Origin of the sequence: Paenibacillus sp. FSL R5-0473, assembly GCF_038004565.1 — a bacterium.
GTDB lineage: Bacteria > Bacillota > Bacilli > Paenibacillales > Paenibacillaceae > Paenibacillus > Paenibacillus amylolyticus.
Window position 1 is genome coordinate 4742083 of record NZ_JBBORL010000001.1, and the last position, 15797, is coordinate 4757879.

Sequence of the window (15797 nt, forward strand, 5' to 3'; positions counted from 1 at the left end):
TGTGAAGTGAGAAAACATCACTAAAAGATTTAAATGTATGAACTAGGCTCAGGAGGTAACTCGATGCAAATGTTTCTTCATATGGCTATACACTTGATTACGGGCGGAACGATTCTATTACTTTTTCTAAATAAGCGGTTATCTCTTACTAAAGACTATATAATTACTATTGTTTTGGGATCTATTATTGCTATCACTCCTGACATCACTAAGTACTTTGGTGATATATTGTTACATTCTCTTGCTATGGTTCCCTTAATTGGAGCTGCATATGGCTGGATCATCTATAAAACCTTAAACGTTCGGTTCTTCTGGGCGTGGATAAGTACGATGGCCACATTATTCATCGGGCATCTTCTTATAGACCTTCTTGGTAATGGAATTAATTTGTTCTATCCTTTTACGAACCAAGAACAGAATTTCGCGATCTTGGGATCAAATAATGAACTCATCATTTCTGCTTTGTTAGCCCTTGCCACTACGATCACATTAATTTATAAAAAAGTTAAACCAATTGCAATTGTTTCATTAGTACTAGCGGCATCATTTGTTGTAAGCTTAGGAATTTCTAATGCAATAATAAGTTATTCTTTGCAACAAACTTATTCGTATAAAGATCCTCAATATATTATCGTCTATCCAGATAACACCCCTATCACTGGAACTATTACGTAAGAATTGATGAACTCACTATTATTTCCGGCAAGGGGAGTTATTTCACAGTGACAAAATAACTAAAACAATTATTATTATTGAAAATCTCAAGACTCAATTTGAATGGCTAAATGTAATCAAAAAAAGCTGTAGCGGTCCAAATTGGAATCGCCGCAGCTTCTTCTCTACTTCCCTGTCCCCCGCTCAAAATACGCATGCAAACGATACTGACAAATCTCCTTCGTCCAGCGATATAACACCGCCTGTTCCTCCGCATCCTTCACCTGCACATTCAGCGAGAACACGCCATCTTCGAATCGCGTCATGCTGCCCTTCGCCCCACTCCACTTGGACATGGGCATTTCAATTATCAACTTCTCAATCTCCGTTGCCGTCTTCTCATTCCATTCCCAGATCGAAAGTTTGCCTTTGTCCGAAAAGTCTTTCCGTTTCCGGTATTCCTTCTCCGTCAGGTACGTATGGAAGAACCTTGCTATCTCCCCCGGCGTGATTGGGTCCATCCAGTGGACTTCATCTCGCTCCAGCATGTACAGCAGCACGATCATTTTGTAGCTTTTGTTCATGAGTGTCTTCTCCACATCACGCAGCCACGCCTCATGGCGGACGTACACCTCTCCCTCAGTCGGGGACAGCAGCTCCGCCCAATAGAGAAATCCAACATAGGAACCGAATTCGCTCCGATACCCGATACTCTTCGAACGCCCCATCAGGTGCAGCTCCAGATACGTCGGAATACGCCCCAGTTCTCGCTTCACATCCAGAAAATCCTGATGCAGCTTCTCGCGGCGTGGCAGCCGTTTGCGGCTTAGCTCTTGGAGTAGATTAACCACCCGGGTCTCCAGATGAATTCCACAATTGGCTGGAACTTCAGGCACACCCGAATCCATCGCTTTCCCGCTTCGTTCCTCGTCTCCACGCACATCCAACAGACTCAGCTTCACATCCGCATTGCGGTAATTCCCGATCAGGTCGATAATGACACAATGCGATTTGCCCTCTGCCAGCCTTAGACCACGCCCCACCTGCTGGGTGAATACCGTAAGCGACTCGGTTGGACGCACGAACAACAGCGTATCCACACGCGGAATATCTGTCCCCTCATTGAACAGATCCACCGTCAGTATAACCTCCAGCTCACCCTCATCAAGCTGCCGGATCGCTTCCTCCCGAGACATCTCCGATGTGCGCGAATGTAGACTGAGCACCTTCACCCCCTGACTACGAAAATACGCAGCCAAATAGTCCGCCTGCCGGATCGATGAGCAAAATCCAATCGTTTTCGTCTGCTTGTGCCGCAGCCAGGCCGCATAGATCGTCTCCACATGCTCCTCTTGCAACTGAACAGCCATGAGCTGTTCTTCATCATACTTCGTGCCGATCCAACGAATCTGCGAATAATCCGTATCGTCGAATACTCCGTAATATTGAAATGGCGCCAGCCAACCTCGCCGGATCGCTTCAATAAAATGCATCTGGTAAGCCACATTCCCATCACAGAGCGCATACACATCCTTGCCATCCAGTCGATCCGGGGTCGCTGTAATGCCCAGCAAGAACTTAGGTTGGAAATGCTCAATCACCGACATATATGTCTTCGCCGCCGCATGATGGAATTCGTCCACCACGATCAGATCAAATGCATCCATCGCAAAACCATCCCGGTGCTTCTGCATACTCAGCGTAAAGATCGAAGCGTAAACACAGTCCGCTGCCCCATCCTTATAATGCCCGTTATAGATCCCATGACTGCGCTCCGGCATGATCCGTTGAAAAGACCTCTTCGCCTGGAACAGAATCTCTTCCCGGTGCGCCACAAACAACACCCGCTGGAACCGCTGGGCGAAGAAACCCGCCAGATACGTTTTGCCGAGCCCGGTCGCCATAACGACCATCGCCTTATCATACTGCTCCTCCATCGTGCCATGAAGTGCTTCGAGGGCATTCAACTGAGCATAGCGCGGTTGAATCGGCACCAGTGACAGCTCGGCGAACTCTTCCTCTTTGTCCTCTGGCAGACCTGTGCCAAATTCCGCTTCTTCCATCTCCGTGATGCGCTGGATCATCTCCGGGTTCTTCTGGTGATATTTGCGGTACTCTTCCTCATACAGTTCAATCGAATCCGGGTTCACCGGCAAGGTTGTCTCGTGGTAGAAGCTCTGCATGAACTTATCCAAAGCCATCTGGAACGTATATGGCTCCGCCTCCGCATTCATCGCGAGATTCCACTCATACCCCGTCTTCAGTGCTGTGAAGGAAAAGTTCGAAGAGCCGACAATTAGTAGTCCTTCGCCGTTGTCATGATCAAACAGATACGCTTTCGGGTGAAAAGAAGTCCCCATACTTCGCCACAGCCGAGCTTCAATTCGTGGATCGACCTCACACAATGCCCGCAAGCCCTCCGGCTGCGTGATATACAGATAGTCTCCCGCGAGCATCCGCACCTCGGCTCCACGTTCTGCTGCCCGTTTCAAATGCGGCGCAAGCAGCTTCACACCAGACTGCATAATAAAGGACGTCATAATATAAATCCCGGACGCATGCTGCATCCGGGAAATGAGTTCGTCTGCCAGGTTATCTGTAATGAGTTTAACGTTAAGCTTCGTCGACATCGATCAGATACACCCGTTCCTGGAATCCACCGCGTGCCTCAGCCTTGTCCGCCCGTAGCTTATCCAACTGCGCCGCATTCGCTCCATGCACCTCCGCCAGCGCCCGGATTACTTCGAGCATGTCAGCCAGTTCTTCCAGCGCTTCCTGATCACTTACAGCACTCATGTATTCTTCCGATTCTTCTTGCAGCTTTGTTCTTAGTTCTTGCTTATATTCCTCCGGGTCCAGAATGCGTGTGCGGCATTCCTTGCCACTGGATGTGATAATATGCGGAATCTTGTCCCGCACCAATTTGTTGTATGTAGGCATGTGGTATAACATCCTTTCTGCTGTGAGAGCCTTCGAGCCTCGCGCCAGAATCTCCCTTTTTGCCATTATACCATTTGCTATGGGGAGGGATGGGTTGATTTTGTAAAGTGGTTGGGATGGAATGAGGAGATAAAAATAACCCATGACTACTCGTATTCGAGTTGAAATGGGCTTTTAAGTATACGTAATGTCCAATTGTTTGCATCCAACTGTGGATCAGAAGAATTCTATCCCAATAGTTTTGCAACGATCGAATTCGTATCCATTGTTTCTTTATTAATTTCGACCAAGCAAGTGTCATCATCCATAGCTGGTTCATATCCGATTCTAACCTTCTCAATTGCATACTTCTTCTTAATATCAAGAATATACTCTATTAACTTCTGAGCTTTTAACGTTGTCTCTGAATTTTCTCCGCTGAACAATTCCTCTTCAGGAAAATTAATTACAATATCTCCAAATTCCTCATCGAATGAAAATACAATCATCACGTCGTTAAGGGTATGACCCAAGCTAAGCTCAGACAATAAAAGATTCCCTGATCCCTTAGGAGAAAGAATCTTTTCAAAGCTCTCTATTTGCTGAAATTCAATATCGCTCTCACTATGGTTATCATAAAAATGAGAACTTTTGATCCGTTTAGCCTGAATGTTCAAATCATTCTTAATGAATCGATCCAGATTGTTTTTGTTAAAATCAATTAAAATCATTTCCATGCAGTCCATAGCCAAACCTTCTTACATCATATAATCTTTTCATGTAATCCCAATGTGACAATAATTCGGTATTGTAGATGGATATATCAGCCGGCTCAATAACTAAATTTTGATTTTTGGTTATAGGACTTACATGGATCGTCCATCCACCACTCCTATTATGATGCGAAGTAATTACTGGCAATTTCGGTTAAATCATCATTCCCTAGCTCGATGTTGGTCAGGTAGTACACAAAGAAGTCGTTAATATCTTCCTCTTGAAATAAACTCAAATATTTGAATGCAGTCCATAAAATATCATCTTCTGAATAAAGATCATCACCCAGCTTTGTTTTTGCAAACCGAATTACTTCCTTCGTATAAGTTCCACATTTAGCTTTTATTAATGCATTCAGGACAAAATGAATCTCATCTTGATTGTCACTCTCCAGAATATTTGTTATCTCTGAAGCTTCTAATTCTTCTAAGTATACTCTGGATTTGACTTGCTTGAATGCACGTAGCGCTTTGGGTTCATCATTGTAGAAATCTTCCCAAAAGGTTAAATACGCAATCTCCTCGGGCAGTCTAGTAGATGATTGATTAGGCTTATTTAATACAGTCCAATCATTATTCAGTTTGTCTGAGACCACATTAAATAGTGTCGCATCATAAGGAAGAATCCGATTAGCATCATTTTCAATTCTATAATACGTCTCTCCAGACACGGTAGACTCTATTTCAAATACGGTATATTTTTTATCAATAGATATATCTATTTGCATCTCCGATTTATCTTTAAATTGTACTCTCATCATCTCACTCCAGTTATGTTAAAGTTACCATCTAGATCAATGATCCAAAACAAGTCATCTTCGTTCTCTCTAAGCTTCCTAGGTTTGGATACTTTCAACTTCAAGTCAAAAGTGCTTAGCTCTCCAGTTTTTTGATTTTGGTAGAAGTGGATTTCTCCTTTTCCATAGGGAGTCTCATATTGTTGCTTTGATGTCATTTTCGCCCAATCCTCTATTCTACTACCATTGCTTGTTAACATTTTTCTAGCCTTTTCATCCCATAGATTCTCGCCTCTAATGATAACTTCCGAATTGGACATCACATCTTTTTTTAGAAGAGTTTGTTTGTATTGAGTATACTGGTGCACATCTTGTGCTCCCCATTTCCCTCCGTTAGAACTCTTCATGACGTTACCAGAAGTTGAGGGATAACCTCCAGATGGCACTTCAGGTTTAGACTTCGAGAACTTCAATCCACCATTTGGAACCTTATAGCCCCTATTATACGTTCCTGTAAAAGCCAACACGAGCTTAGCAGTCTGTAAACCTCCAATAGAAACTGCTGCTTGCCATGCAGGTATGGATTCTCCAGTTACGGGATGATGACCTTCCTTAAATGCGCTGATCTGTTCATCATATATATCCCCCCCACTAGACACCGGTTGCTTAGGCCCAGCCCTCATTTCCTCATAGGTACCACCCTGTTCCCAATACTTAACAAACTCCTTTTGCCCTGGCATCCCATCCTCTGCTTCACTGGCAGGCATGTTAACTCCAAACAAAGGGTTATATATCATTCGTCGTTGTTCTTCTGTGTTACTTATATTATGGTTCATCATTGTATGGACAGCAATCTGTCCAGCAACGGCTCCCAAGCTCACCTGTTCCTGATCTGCTTGTTCGAATCTCTCAGCAATCGCGAACAGATCTTGGGATGACTTAACCATACTTTCCAGTGCTCGATCAAGTACTGAACGTGACTGCTGAAAATCATAGAAAAATCGTTCTTGTGTTGCTCCCGCCCACTGAGACTGGATGAATCCGATCCGTGCGGTCAGGTCATTACGTATACCCTCCAACTGCTGCCTACCCTGCTCGATCTGTCTGGATACATACAACAGTTGCTCTGGTGTCACTTTAATTGTACTCATATCATTCTCCGCGTTTGAAATAGGATTTTACCATGTTAGCAGAAGCTTGATGTATATACATCCTTCTAACATCCTGATTTTTCCTTTCTCACCATAACAATATTTCCAACAACGTACTTCATAGGTCCTAATTCAAAGGAAATCTTCTTAATCTCTTGATTTAATAGAAAATAATTAACAAACACACCAACGGGCACGCCGTTAACAATGCCGCTGTAAAACTGATCTGTGCCGCGACTCGTCCTCCGGTAAACTCTTGCCGTGAAAAGAACATCCAGATCGAGAGGTACGTAGCGCCTAGTGGGAATGAAATTATCCCTCTAAACGTACTCGGTTCCATGTATCCAGTCATCATGCTTTTACCAATTAGGATTAATGTAACCAATTCCAATATAGATAATATAAAAAACGCGATAGCAATCACTCTTTTCAAAATGTACACCTACTTTCCAGACTCAAAGCAAAGAGCATCCTTTGTATTCTCTGCATCATATATCCTTTATTTGGATGATGTCATCTTGTAAGCGTAACACAGATAAATCAAACATTTAACCCAAATGATCAATTAAAAAAACATCTTACTCTGATGAATCATCCTCCAATCGAGTGGCTAACTCGTCCAATATCTCTTCTGTTCGTTGAAGAAGCTTTTCGATGTTGTCCAGTTCTATTGGCTGGTCATGTGGGTAATCCGCTAGGGATGACATATGTTGTATCGTGCCGACAAACAAGGCAATATCCAATCCGGGTTCAGTGTCCGTATGCACTAGAGGCAAGATTTCGTTCATGGTGAGTTCCTTGGGTGGATGCGTTGAATGATACTTATGGATATAAAGCGCCTTAATCATGGAGGCTAGAGCCCAATTACATAGAATTAGGCATGCTTTAAACTGATTGTGATTACACATCATGGCGGCAAGTTGGAGATGATACTTAGCATGTTGGTGATAGCCCATTATTGTGGTACGTAGCATATGGTAAGCAGGAATATGTTTGGACCTAGATTGTGTGGAGATATCATGGTCTTGCAAACGTCGGGTAAAATCTACTTGGTGATTACAATGTGCTTCGGTTATGGACCAATTTCTTGCCATTGTCATCCCTCCAAAGAGTTAATACCAGTATTATACATAAAAATGATACATATAGTAATCAAATAAATTATTTGTATTCTTCGTTTGGTGTTTACCTTGAGGAAACTTGTCTACACTTTTGAACATAGAGAGGTGAATACCATGAACGAGGACAGAGAAGTTTTGAAGCTAGTCGGAGCCAGAATTCGCGCACTACGCAAAGAAAGAGGGTATTCACAGGAATCCCTCGGAGAAAAAGGTGGATTTCATTTTTCATACATAGGACAGATTGAACGTGGAGAAAAGAATGTTTCTTTGGTGAACTTGGCGAAGATCGCTGAATCTTTGGATGTTAATTTGATTCAATTATTTGCTTATATAGAAGAAGAGTTTGAGGTAACTGAAGATGAGAAACAAATCAAAGAAATTGTACAACTGCTAAGAGATTCTTCTCCTGATAATATTCGTGTAGCCAAAAATGTTATTAAAGGAATATTGATGTGAAAACACAAACCCTATCCGTCCATTTATGGATTGATAGGGTTTCTCTCTACTTTGCACAGTCCATGGTACACATCATTTTGAATTTGCTCTGCTACATAAATAATTCATCAATTCCTGAAATCATTCCCTATAATTACGCCTACATAATCAAACTCAAGACCTTAAGATGTATGAACACATCCAATCTGGTCTATACCACTCTCATGGATAGCCCAAGTACTTGATATTGAACGAGCATTCCAAGCAAAACCTGCCAACATCCTTGCCTTATACCCCTGATCGTTTTTACTTTTGATTAGATCGTATACTTCGTTCGGCGTGTCTACTAACTTGAATTCTAAAGAATCTTGATCCCAACCATCGAAGTTAGCTGTAGGATGAATATGTTGAAAATCATCTTTGAAAAACACATTCACTTTAGATGCCTTAATGATATCTTCGATCTGATTCTCCCCAAAGTATTGATATTCTCCTTTACCTTTTAATCGATGCGCCTCATCCACAACAAGTACGTCGTACATATCCGCTGGCTCTTTGTAAAACTGACTTGATCCCGTAAATAACATCTTTGTCCTAGTCTTGTTTCTTGCTTGTCGCTGAGTCAAGGTCTCTACCATAACATTCCGAAATGAAGCATTCGGGGCAATAAATTTAATATTCAACTTTTTTAAGTAATCCACCAAGTGCATTCATAGATATAACTGATTTACCTGTTCCAGGCCCACCTTGCACAATGATTGTGCGTTTTATATCTGTTTGCTTGGCAAGTCTCATAATGGCCTCGTATGCAACCTTCTGCTCATCAAGTAAAACAAAATCAGAGTTCCCTCTGTACTGTAGTTTCATTTTTTTCCTAATCTCAAAGCATTAGAAGTAAGAGTAGCTATCCCAGCCGCGAATAAGATCAATTCCAGCAATTTGTTTTGGATGTAATGAAGAAATTGAAGTATTTTCATATAAGAGTTGTTCATTATTGAGTTTTGCATATTTATATAAAATTCAGTTGTAGGCATAGGAACAGAAAAATGTAAGCAAAAAGTGTAGTAAAAAGCTTTTCTATAATAAAACATCATACCTCCTACATCATATTTATTTGCGTAATCAAGAAACTTATACGATTCACTGGTCTCAGCAAATGATAGGTAAAGATGTGAAAATACCATATCAGGAAATATTAAAGCAAATAAAGCGAAAAGAAGTATAAATACAATTTGATACCGTGATTCACTATTCAATATTCTAGTCTTTACAAGTTTAAACAGAGATTCAATAACGTAGAATGCAATTATCAATGTAAAGACAGCTACTAGAAAAGTCTGTAGCATTTCCCAAGTTAAATACTTTGACAAAAACACCAAAAAGTTATTGCTCGGATACAGGTTAATTGCTCGTATAACGAACGCATAATAGGTAAAGAAAAGTGTACAAAAAGTAAGTAAAGTAAATATGAGCATTATGGAGACTGAGATATTGATACCTAAGTTTAATTTGCTATTTATAAATGAATGTACTGTAACAAGAATATATACAGGAATAAAAAAAATTATCACTGTGCTTAAAACAAAAAATAATTCTACTGTCCACAAATGAATGAGCACTAGTGGAATTGAAGTTAAGACACAATATGCATACCAAGATTTAATTTTCTCATGTATTTGAAAACTCAGTAATATAATTGTTGACCAAATAACTACAGTTTTCATATTTAAATCTTTTGAAAACACGAATATTAAAAAATTTAATATATGAGGAGTTAATACCATAATTAAATATGATTATTTATCTCCTATCTCACATCAAACAATACACTTATTCGCTACCGCTACCATTTTCGCAGGCATCTCTTCCCGCAGTCGCCATACAAAGCTCATCGGTTTATTCCCCTCGTGACTCACATAATCCGCTTCCCCCAAGAAAACAAATGGAGACGTATAGCCATGCTCCTCCTTATATTCCCGCACGAACAACGCGATCCGATTGCCCGTCTCTCGGTGATGAATATACCGTTGCGCCGTAGCCGTATGCTCCGACACCCGGCTCTGAGTCTGCCAATGGAAGAGACGCTCATTAATTGCATAGTCCTCATACAGCGTGGAGGGTGAGAAGTCTTTGTCCGATTTGTTCAACGTAATGAAGAAAATATCAGTCTGCTCATTGGCAAAATACTTCACGCCTTCACGGAAGGCGGGTGATTGCTCAGCGTTCCAGTAGCCAAAGGCGGCAAGCACTTGGTCTATTGAGTACATACAGTGGATATCCAGTGGACAAGTGTACGGAAACGAATTTCTTTTATCCACAAATCGTAGATGAGCCAGATTATATTTGAAAATATCCACAAGCTCTGCTCGGAATGCCTCAGAAGAAAGCACACGCTGCACACCCTCTTCGATGCTGCTCAGTCCTAGCTTCTCGGGCGCAGCCCGATGGAAGGTGTAATAGAACATGATCAACATGCGCCGTTCATCGGCGGTGGTTGCTTCTTTGCCTTTTTCAACAAAGTCGATCAGGAACGTCAGCCAGCTTCGGGAGTTGATCGTTAACACAGATGGCAATCTGCGGATGTACTCTTCGTGTTCATCTTCTATAGGTGCTGTTAATCCGACTTCGGCCAACATGCCACGGAAATACCTTTTGCCCGTGCGTCCACCATACAATTCATATAGTGTCATCCCGTGATGCTCTACAAAATGAGTCAAGGTCAGCGGGAGCCCGGTGTCTTGTTGGAACGTTTGCAGCTTCTGGATCAACGCTCTGCGATTACGACTCATCTGCTTGAGATTGCGCATGACGTATTCCTTCGCTTGTTTCTCTAATTGAATGAACGTGCCGCGTGGCAGGTTCGAGAAGCCGTTCTCGACGTAGTATGAGATGGAATGTTTGGTGGCGCCGATCAGGGCGCGGAATTTATCTTGGAACCTGTACTCCTGGTGCGCTTGCCCGATGAAGTCGAGCACGGTCAGGCACTCTTTGCCCTCCGCCATCCGTAGTCCACGTCCCAACTGTTGCAGGAATACGGTCAGACTCTCGGTAGGACGCAGGAACAGGATGGTGTTCACCTCAGGGATATCCACGCCCTCATTGTACAGATCAACGACAAAGATCATGCGCAGTTCCCCGTTCACCAGCTGTCCTTTCGCAGAATGACGCTCCTGTTCGTTCGACCCGCCATGCAGGGCCATGGATGGAATGCCGGCATCGTTAAATATTTTTGCCATATACATTGCATGATCCACCCCTACGCAGAAACCAAGTCCCTTCACATCGTCCAGATCGGTTACGTATTTGTTCAGACTTTGGATGATCTGGTTGGCACGAATTTTGTTATGAGTGTAGAGCTTTTCCAGTTCGTTCAGATCGTAGCCTTTACGCGACCATTTCACCTGAGATAGATCGACAGTATCGGTGACGCCAAAATATTGAAAAGGACTCAGTAGCTTCCGGTCAATTGCATCGGTTAGACGGATCTCGGCGGCAATCGTATGATCGAAGTAGGCGGTAATGTCTTTGCCATCCATCCGTTCAGGCGTCGCGGTGAGTCCCAGCAAAATCTTCGGTTCGTAATGGGACAACAGCTTCTGGTATGAAGGTGCAGCCGCATGATGGAATTCATCCACAATGATGTAATCGTAATAGTCTGGGCTGGTGATCTCCGTCAGCTTCATGGAGTTAAGACTCTGAATACTAACAAACAAGTGATCCAGCGTCTCTGCTCGGTAATTCCCGACATGCAGCTCACCAAAGTTCATATCCTTCAGGATATACCGGAACGTGTCCCGACTTTGCTTCAAGATTTCTTCCCGATGGGCGACAAAAAGAAGCTTAGCTCCCGCATGGCTTGCCCGGAATCGCTTGTAGTCGAAGGCAGAGATGACTGTTTTGCCAACACCTGTGGCGGCGACGATCAGGTTGCGGTTTCGTCCATACAGCGTACGCTCGGCGTCCAGCTGTTCCAGCACTTCTTTTTGATAATCGTAAGGCTGGATGTCGAGGTGAAAGTGGTTGGACTGATCTTTTTTACGATTCAGAGCCGCCTTCAACTGTGCCTCATGCCCTTCATCCTCAGCCTGATACCGCGTAAATTCACGGTCATTCCAGTAACTCTCGAAGGTCGCTTCAATCTTGCGCAGCACGTCGAGTGAATCCTTCTCCGTCACCTTGAGGTTCCACTCCATACCACTGGTCAGCGCCGGGTTGGACAGGTTAGAGGAGCCGACATAGGCTGTAGTGAATCCAGTGTCACGATGGAAAATGTACGTTTTGGCGTGCAGCCGAGTCACTTTGGTATCATAGGAAATCTGGATTTCCGTGTTGGGCAGTTTACTAAGTTCAGTGATGGCCTTCAGGTCGGTTGCTTCCATGTATGTAGTTGTGATGATCCGCAGCTTGCCACCGCTCGCTGTGAATTGTTGGAGCTGTTCCAGAAGTAGGCGAAGCCCGCTGAATTTGATAAACGAAACCAGCCAATCGATCCGATCGGCGGTCACGATCTCCTTTTGCAGCTCCAGTAACATACTCGGCTCGGACTTCGCACCTGTGAACAAAGAGCTTTGGGAGATAGGCGTATCTGGACGAACGATCTTGGTATCCCGGACCGCACGAATGCTGTTCAGCTTGGAATACACATGGGTCAACACTTCCCCCTGCTCATCCAGTTGCAATTCATTGTACTCTTCTTCCCCCAGCGTACCTTTCAAGGTAGCAATAATCTCATTACACGTTCGAATCTGCGCCAATACTGCCGTTTTATCTTCCGTCTGTTCCCGCACAATCCTGAGCGCTCGCCGGGTTACCGCCGCCAAATACGTGGACAGCAGCTTGCGCGCTTCCTCTGCATCCAACTTCTCGGTGCCAATGTGATACACATCCGGGTCCAGCTCCGAAATCTCCTGCCTCGTGATTGTGTTGATAAGCTGTTCATATATGCCTTGTTTCATGAATGTACCTCGTGTGGGTGTAGGATGGTTGTGTATATGTAGGTGATTTCATTACATGCTTGGTATTGGTAAATATGGTCTCTACTCTATTATCGTCCAGCATGGGAAAAAATTCATTAGTTGTTTGTATATAAGAGAAAGGAGCACTCTCTATCGCCTCTGAACGGCAGGAGTACTCCACTTTTAGTGTGAGCTATTATGAAATTAACATTATCAAACTGCTTCCTGCCCAAAGTAAGTACCCAACTTGAATCGTGACATACATGATGTATTCTATAACCGTTAATTTCCTTTGCCTTTTGATTTTACGTAGCTCTAGAAAGTAAAAGAAGGTACCAATGAGTAAAAGAATCACTGCAAATTCATTAAATATTTCTAGGATGGATATACTCCTCATCTCCTTTCATACCGTAGAACCACTTAAATTTATTAGTCATCAAGCATACTCATAAGTATCATTCGTACCTTGGATTGAATGCGTCTCTCCAAACATCATCATCAACGAAATCTACATTATTCTCTTGAAAATAATTTCGGCTCTCTTTCTCCAGATCATTCAAGACTTTGGGCCAATCATTCTCGTTAGTTTCCTTGGATTCAAAATCCCCAACAATGTTCAGCCATCGCTGGTTTAACTGCTGATACTCCTCGATCCTGGCTTTAAGTTCGGGTGTTACAGGATAACTGGTTATGTCCAGTCTCTCGAATGTCATTCGTATGCGGTGAAGTGTAGGTGGCATTACATCATCTTGACCTAGATCGTTTGTGAATAAAGATGCGGGTTTTACCAGCCAATTGGCTTCTTCACTGAAAGTTAGATTCATCATGTTATATTTATTAATAATCTGCGTCATATCTGTAAAGTTGTAATAGAGCTGGCTGGCTTGTTCTCCATCCTCAACCATCTCGTTTGTTATTTTCACATTCTTAAGTATTCGCTCAAACAAAATATCATTATTTATAATCGCACTTTTCATATCAACCATATCTTGTCGTACATTCATCGTTAGGTACTGTTCATACATTCTTTTTTCTTTATATAGACTATAGGTTAGAACAAGTAAAAATACAAAGCCAATGCAGCATCCGATTATTAAAGTTCGTTTTTTTAGTATCATAGCGAACCGTTCTCCTAGGATTTTATAGTAAGAAGCACCTCTACGTTTGCCTGGTAGAAGTGCCTTTGAGTAGTATCATTATTTCATTACCTGCTGCTTTTTTTAACTTGATAATTCCTTTTCAATATAAGGACGGTCAAGTAAAAGAAGAAGGCTTGGAGTTAGGTATTTAGTTTGATATTCATCCAACCGATTATTAACCACCAACAGACCATTCTCCATTCTAAGTAGTTGAGTAGAACCATCTTCTAGGAATAAAAGATTTCCCTCAGTATGTTTTATTAGCTTACTAATAATGCTGAAAATATGCTCTATACCTTCAGAAAAAGTACTGCCAAACAATTGAGTTCTAATGCATACATTCACATCTAAGTTATAATGCTGTCGAACAAAAGTGATATCAGAAATATCCTCAATTTCAAGATGCAACGTAAAAAATCTACTGCCAATTACTATTTCCTCTGCATTACTTTGGAATGAAGCTTTCTCAACAACCGATTCAGTGACATATTGCTCGATCAGTTTCCCCAAAGAATTACGATCGAGCTTACTTTGTAAAAATATTTCATAGTCCATCTATTAATCCTCCCCAAACACCCGTGTTATGTTACCATCCTTAACGAATAAAATCTCTTTCAGATTTTTCAAATCTCCGGTTGGATTTGCTTTTCTGATAATTCCTTGACTAAGTTCACTAACTTTTTCAGTGGGAAACTCATCTAGGTTAACAACGATTCTTTCCGCTTGCGTTTTAGTTTTCGTTGCTATGTTTCGAAGAATATTATCTACGTTTGCATCTTCCTTAGGCGAGTAACAGTCAAAAACCTTACCGTGAATTAAAAAGTCAGGATTAGAAGTTGCCTTGATTCCATAGCCATTTCCGCCATTTATTTCGTCTAACATTTTGATTTCATAACCTTGTTCAGCTAAGAAGTCAGCAGTTTCATTTTGTTTCTTTATCCCATGAGAATCACCTACTCCATAATTTCCCGTTGGTTTGCTTCCCGAGGGTAGGGTAGGCTCAGTCATATCTCTATTACCTGTCCCGCCTTTCCCCTTCTCCGACTCCGGCTTTCCTCCGCCCGACCCAATGTCGTCCTTCGAACGTAAAGCTTTGCCAAACAAAACATACGCCAAAGCCTGCCCAGTCATCGCTCCACCGTAATACCCTGCACCACTCTTATCGATCTGTTTCTTCTGCTCTTCTACAAATTGCTCTATATCTGACCTCGCTGTTCCTGTACCCCAAGCGGTATCCCATGCAAACTGAATACCTCGCCCAACGTCTACAACTTTGCCCACTGTCATGGCATATGCCACACTGCCTATTGTACTGAACGGGTTATCGAAGAAAGCTTCTGCCGTCTGCCCCATTCCCGTTATTGTTTCTCCTACTGATTTATCAAGCAGCCCTACAGCGAAATTGCGCTTCAGCTCTTCTGGAATGTACAGCGCGACCTCACCTGAGCCGTCCGTTGTTCTAAAGTTCATGGCGATAAACGTTAACTCTTTCTGGATTTCGTCCAACAGCCCGAGTGTAGTCGGGAACACTTCTTTCACCTGCATAAAATCCCAAAAGAATCGCTCTCCTGTCACACCCGACCAATCGGATTGCAACATATAAATGGATTTCTCCAGTTCCCAGACCATTCGCTCCAGTTCCTGTTTCTTCTGCTGGACCAACCGGGCCTTTTCCTCCAATAGATCGGGATGTACCTCGATTCTCTGCATTTCCTTATCACCCGCCAACCTGACCGTAGTTTATGTACCTAAATTTTAACAAGTGAGAAGGAGGATTGGAATCAAACGGAAGGATCATTTCCTCAGAGGTTATCCGGTAGTTGGGCAACAACCTGGGTAACTATTTTTGCACATTAATGCATGGATGAATGCTGTTGAGTCGACTGGATATCTTGTACAAAAAGAAAGACTTC

The 15797-nt window shown here is 42.6% G+C and carries 14 protein-coding genes; 2 read left to right on the top strand and 12 right to left on the bottom strand.

What is annotated here, in order from left to right:
• Window positions 1-63: 63 nt before the first annotated feature.
• A complete protein-coding gene (locus MKY28_RS20900; protein ID WP_340936872.1) occupies window positions 64-675 on the top strand; it encodes a metal-dependent hydrolase in 612 nt (203 codons plus the stop codon).
• A gap of 164 nt (window positions 676-839) precedes the next feature.
• Here MKY28_RS20900 and MKY28_RS20905 read toward each other — a convergent pair whose 3' ends face one another.
• The 6 genes from MKY28_RS20905 to MKY28_RS20930 form a co-directional block, all read right to left on the bottom strand.
• Window positions 840-3284 (bottom strand): DEAD/DEAH box helicase family protein, encoded by a 2445-nt coding sequence (locus MKY28_RS20905; RefSeq protein WP_340936873.1) that lies wholly within the window; start codon window positions 3282-3284, stop codon window positions 840-842.
• The gene (locus MKY28_RS20910; protein WP_076213402.1) at window positions 3268-3594 is read right to left on the bottom strand and encodes a nucleoside triphosphate pyrophosphohydrolase; all 327 of its coding nucleotides are present in this window, start codon (window positions 3592-3594) and stop codon (window positions 3268-3270) included. The genes MKY28_RS20905 and MKY28_RS20910 overlap by 17 nt, the downstream gene beginning before the upstream one ends.
• A 227-nt stretch (window positions 3595-3821) precedes the next feature.
• Window positions 3822-4319, bottom strand: a complete 498-nt coding sequence (locus tag MKY28_RS20915) for a hypothetical protein (RefSeq protein ID WP_340936874.1) — start codon at window positions 4317-4319, stop codon at window positions 3822-3824.
• Between the two features lie 149 nt (window positions 4320-4468).
• A complete protein-coding gene (locus tag MKY28_RS20920; protein ID WP_340936875.1) occupies window positions 4469-5104 on the bottom strand; it encodes a hypothetical protein in 636 nt (211 codons plus the stop codon).
• Window positions 5104-6234 carry a WXG100 family type VII secretion target gene (locus tag MKY28_RS20925; RefSeq protein ID WP_340936876.1) on the bottom strand — a complete coding sequence of 377 codons (1131 nt, stop codon included), beginning with the start codon at window positions 6232-6234 and terminating at the stop codon, window positions 5104-5106. The genes MKY28_RS20920 and MKY28_RS20925 overlap by 1 nt, the downstream gene beginning before the upstream one ends.
• 578 nt (window positions 6235-6812) lie before the next feature.
• Window positions 6813-7334: a HEPN domain-containing protein gene (locus MKY28_RS20930; protein ID WP_340936877.1), complete on the bottom strand. Its 522-nt coding sequence runs from the start codon at window positions 7332-7334 to the stop codon at window positions 6813-6815.
• 135 nt (window positions 7335-7469) lie between these two features.
• Between MKY28_RS20930 and MKY28_RS20935 the strand changes: the two genes are divergently transcribed.
• On the top strand, window positions 7470-7811 hold the full coding sequence (locus tag MKY28_RS20935; protein WP_036606225.1) for a helix-turn-helix domain-containing protein: 342 nt from the start codon (window positions 7470-7472) through the stop codon (window positions 7809-7811).
• Between the two features lie 161 nt (window positions 7812-7972).
• On the opposite strand, the gene MKY28_RS20940 is transcribed toward MKY28_RS20935, so the two are convergent.
• The 6 genes from MKY28_RS20940 to MKY28_RS20965 form a co-directional block, all read right to left on the bottom strand.
• Window positions 7973-8473 carry a DNA/RNA helicase domain-containing protein gene (locus tag MKY28_RS20940; protein WP_340936878.1) on the bottom strand — a complete coding sequence of 167 codons (501 nt, stop codon included), beginning with the start codon at window positions 8471-8473 and terminating at the stop codon, window positions 7973-7975.
• On the bottom strand, window positions 8463-8585 hold the full coding sequence (locus MKY28_RS20945) for a DNA/RNA helicase domain-containing protein (RefSeq protein ID WP_340936879.1): 123 nt from the start codon (window positions 8583-8585) through the stop codon (window positions 8463-8465). Before MKY28_RS20945 ends, MKY28_RS20940 begins: the two co-directional genes overlap by 11 nt.
• Before the next feature lie 1022 nt (window positions 8586-9607).
• Window positions 9608-12745 (bottom strand): DUF3427 domain-containing protein, encoded by a 3138-nt coding sequence (locus MKY28_RS20950; protein WP_340936880.1) that lies wholly within the window; start codon window positions 12743-12745, stop codon window positions 9608-9610.
• A 455-nt stretch (window positions 12746-13200) separates the two neighbouring features.
• Entirely contained in the window at window positions 13201-13863 is a 663-nt protein-coding gene (locus tag MKY28_RS20955; RefSeq protein ID WP_340032014.1) for a hypothetical protein, read from the bottom strand.
• A gap of 102 nt (window positions 13864-13965) precedes the next feature.
• The gene (locus MKY28_RS20960; protein ID WP_047841772.1) at window positions 13966-14439 is read right to left on the bottom strand and encodes a hypothetical protein; all 474 of its coding nucleotides are present in this window, start codon (window positions 14437-14439) and stop codon (window positions 13966-13968) included.
• 3 nt (window positions 14440-14442) lie between these two features.
• Window positions 14443-15594: a WXG100 family type VII secretion target gene (locus MKY28_RS20965; protein WP_100526531.1), complete on the bottom strand. Its 1152-nt coding sequence runs from the start codon at window positions 15592-15594 to the stop codon at window positions 14443-14445.
• Between the last annotated feature and the right edge of the window lie 203 nt (window positions 15595-15797).

Bases quoted from the DNA above. Each gene is read 5' to 3' on its own strand.
- MKY28_RS20920 (WP_340936875.1), bottom strand. From the start codon at position 5,104: ATGAGAGTACAATTTAAAGATAAATCGGAGATGCAAATAGATATATCT.
- MKY28_RS20915 (WP_340936874.1), bottom strand. From the start codon at position 4,319: ATGGACTGCATGGAAATGATTTTAATTGATTTTAACAAAAACAATCTG.
- MKY28_RS20905 (WP_340936873.1), bottom strand. From the start codon at position 3,284: ATGTCGACGAAGCTTAACGTTAAACTCATTACAGATAACCTGGCAGAC.
- MKY28_RS20935 (WP_036606225.1), top strand. From the start codon at position 7,470: ATGAACGAGGACAGAGAAGTTTTGAAGCTAGTCGGAGCCAGAATTCGC.
- MKY28_RS20965 (WP_100526531.1), bottom strand. From the start codon at position 15,594: ATGCAGAGAATCGAGGTACATCCCGATCTATTGGAGGAAAAGGCCCGG.
- MKY28_RS20930 (WP_340936877.1), bottom strand. From the start codon at position 7,334: ATGACAATGGCAAGAAATTGGTCCATAACCGAAGCACATTGTAATCAC.
- MKY28_RS20945 (WP_340936879.1), bottom strand. From the start codon at position 8,585: ATGAGACTTGCCAAGCAAACAGATATAAAACGCACAATCATTGTGCAA.
- MKY28_RS20960 (WP_047841772.1), bottom strand. From the start codon at position 14,439: ATGGACTATGAAATATTTTTACAAAGTAAGCTCGATCGTAATTCTTTG.
- MKY28_RS20925 (WP_340936876.1), bottom strand. From the start codon at position 6,234: ATGAGTACAATTAAAGTGACACCAGAGCAACTGTTGTATGTATCCAGA.
- MKY28_RS20900 (WP_340936872.1), top strand. From the start codon at position 64: ATGCAAATGTTTCTTCATATGGCTATACACTTGATTACGGGCGGAACG.
- MKY28_RS20910 (WP_076213402.1), bottom strand. From the start codon at position 3,594: ATGCCTACATACAACAAATTGGTGCGGGACAAGATTCCGCATATTATC.
- MKY28_RS20955 (WP_340032014.1), bottom strand. From the start codon at position 13,863: ATGATACTAAAAAAACGAACTTTAATAATCGGATGCTGCATTGGCTTT.
- MKY28_RS20950 (WP_340936880.1), bottom strand. From the start codon at position 12,745: ATGAAACAAGGCATATATGAACAGCTTATCAACACAATCACGAGGCAG.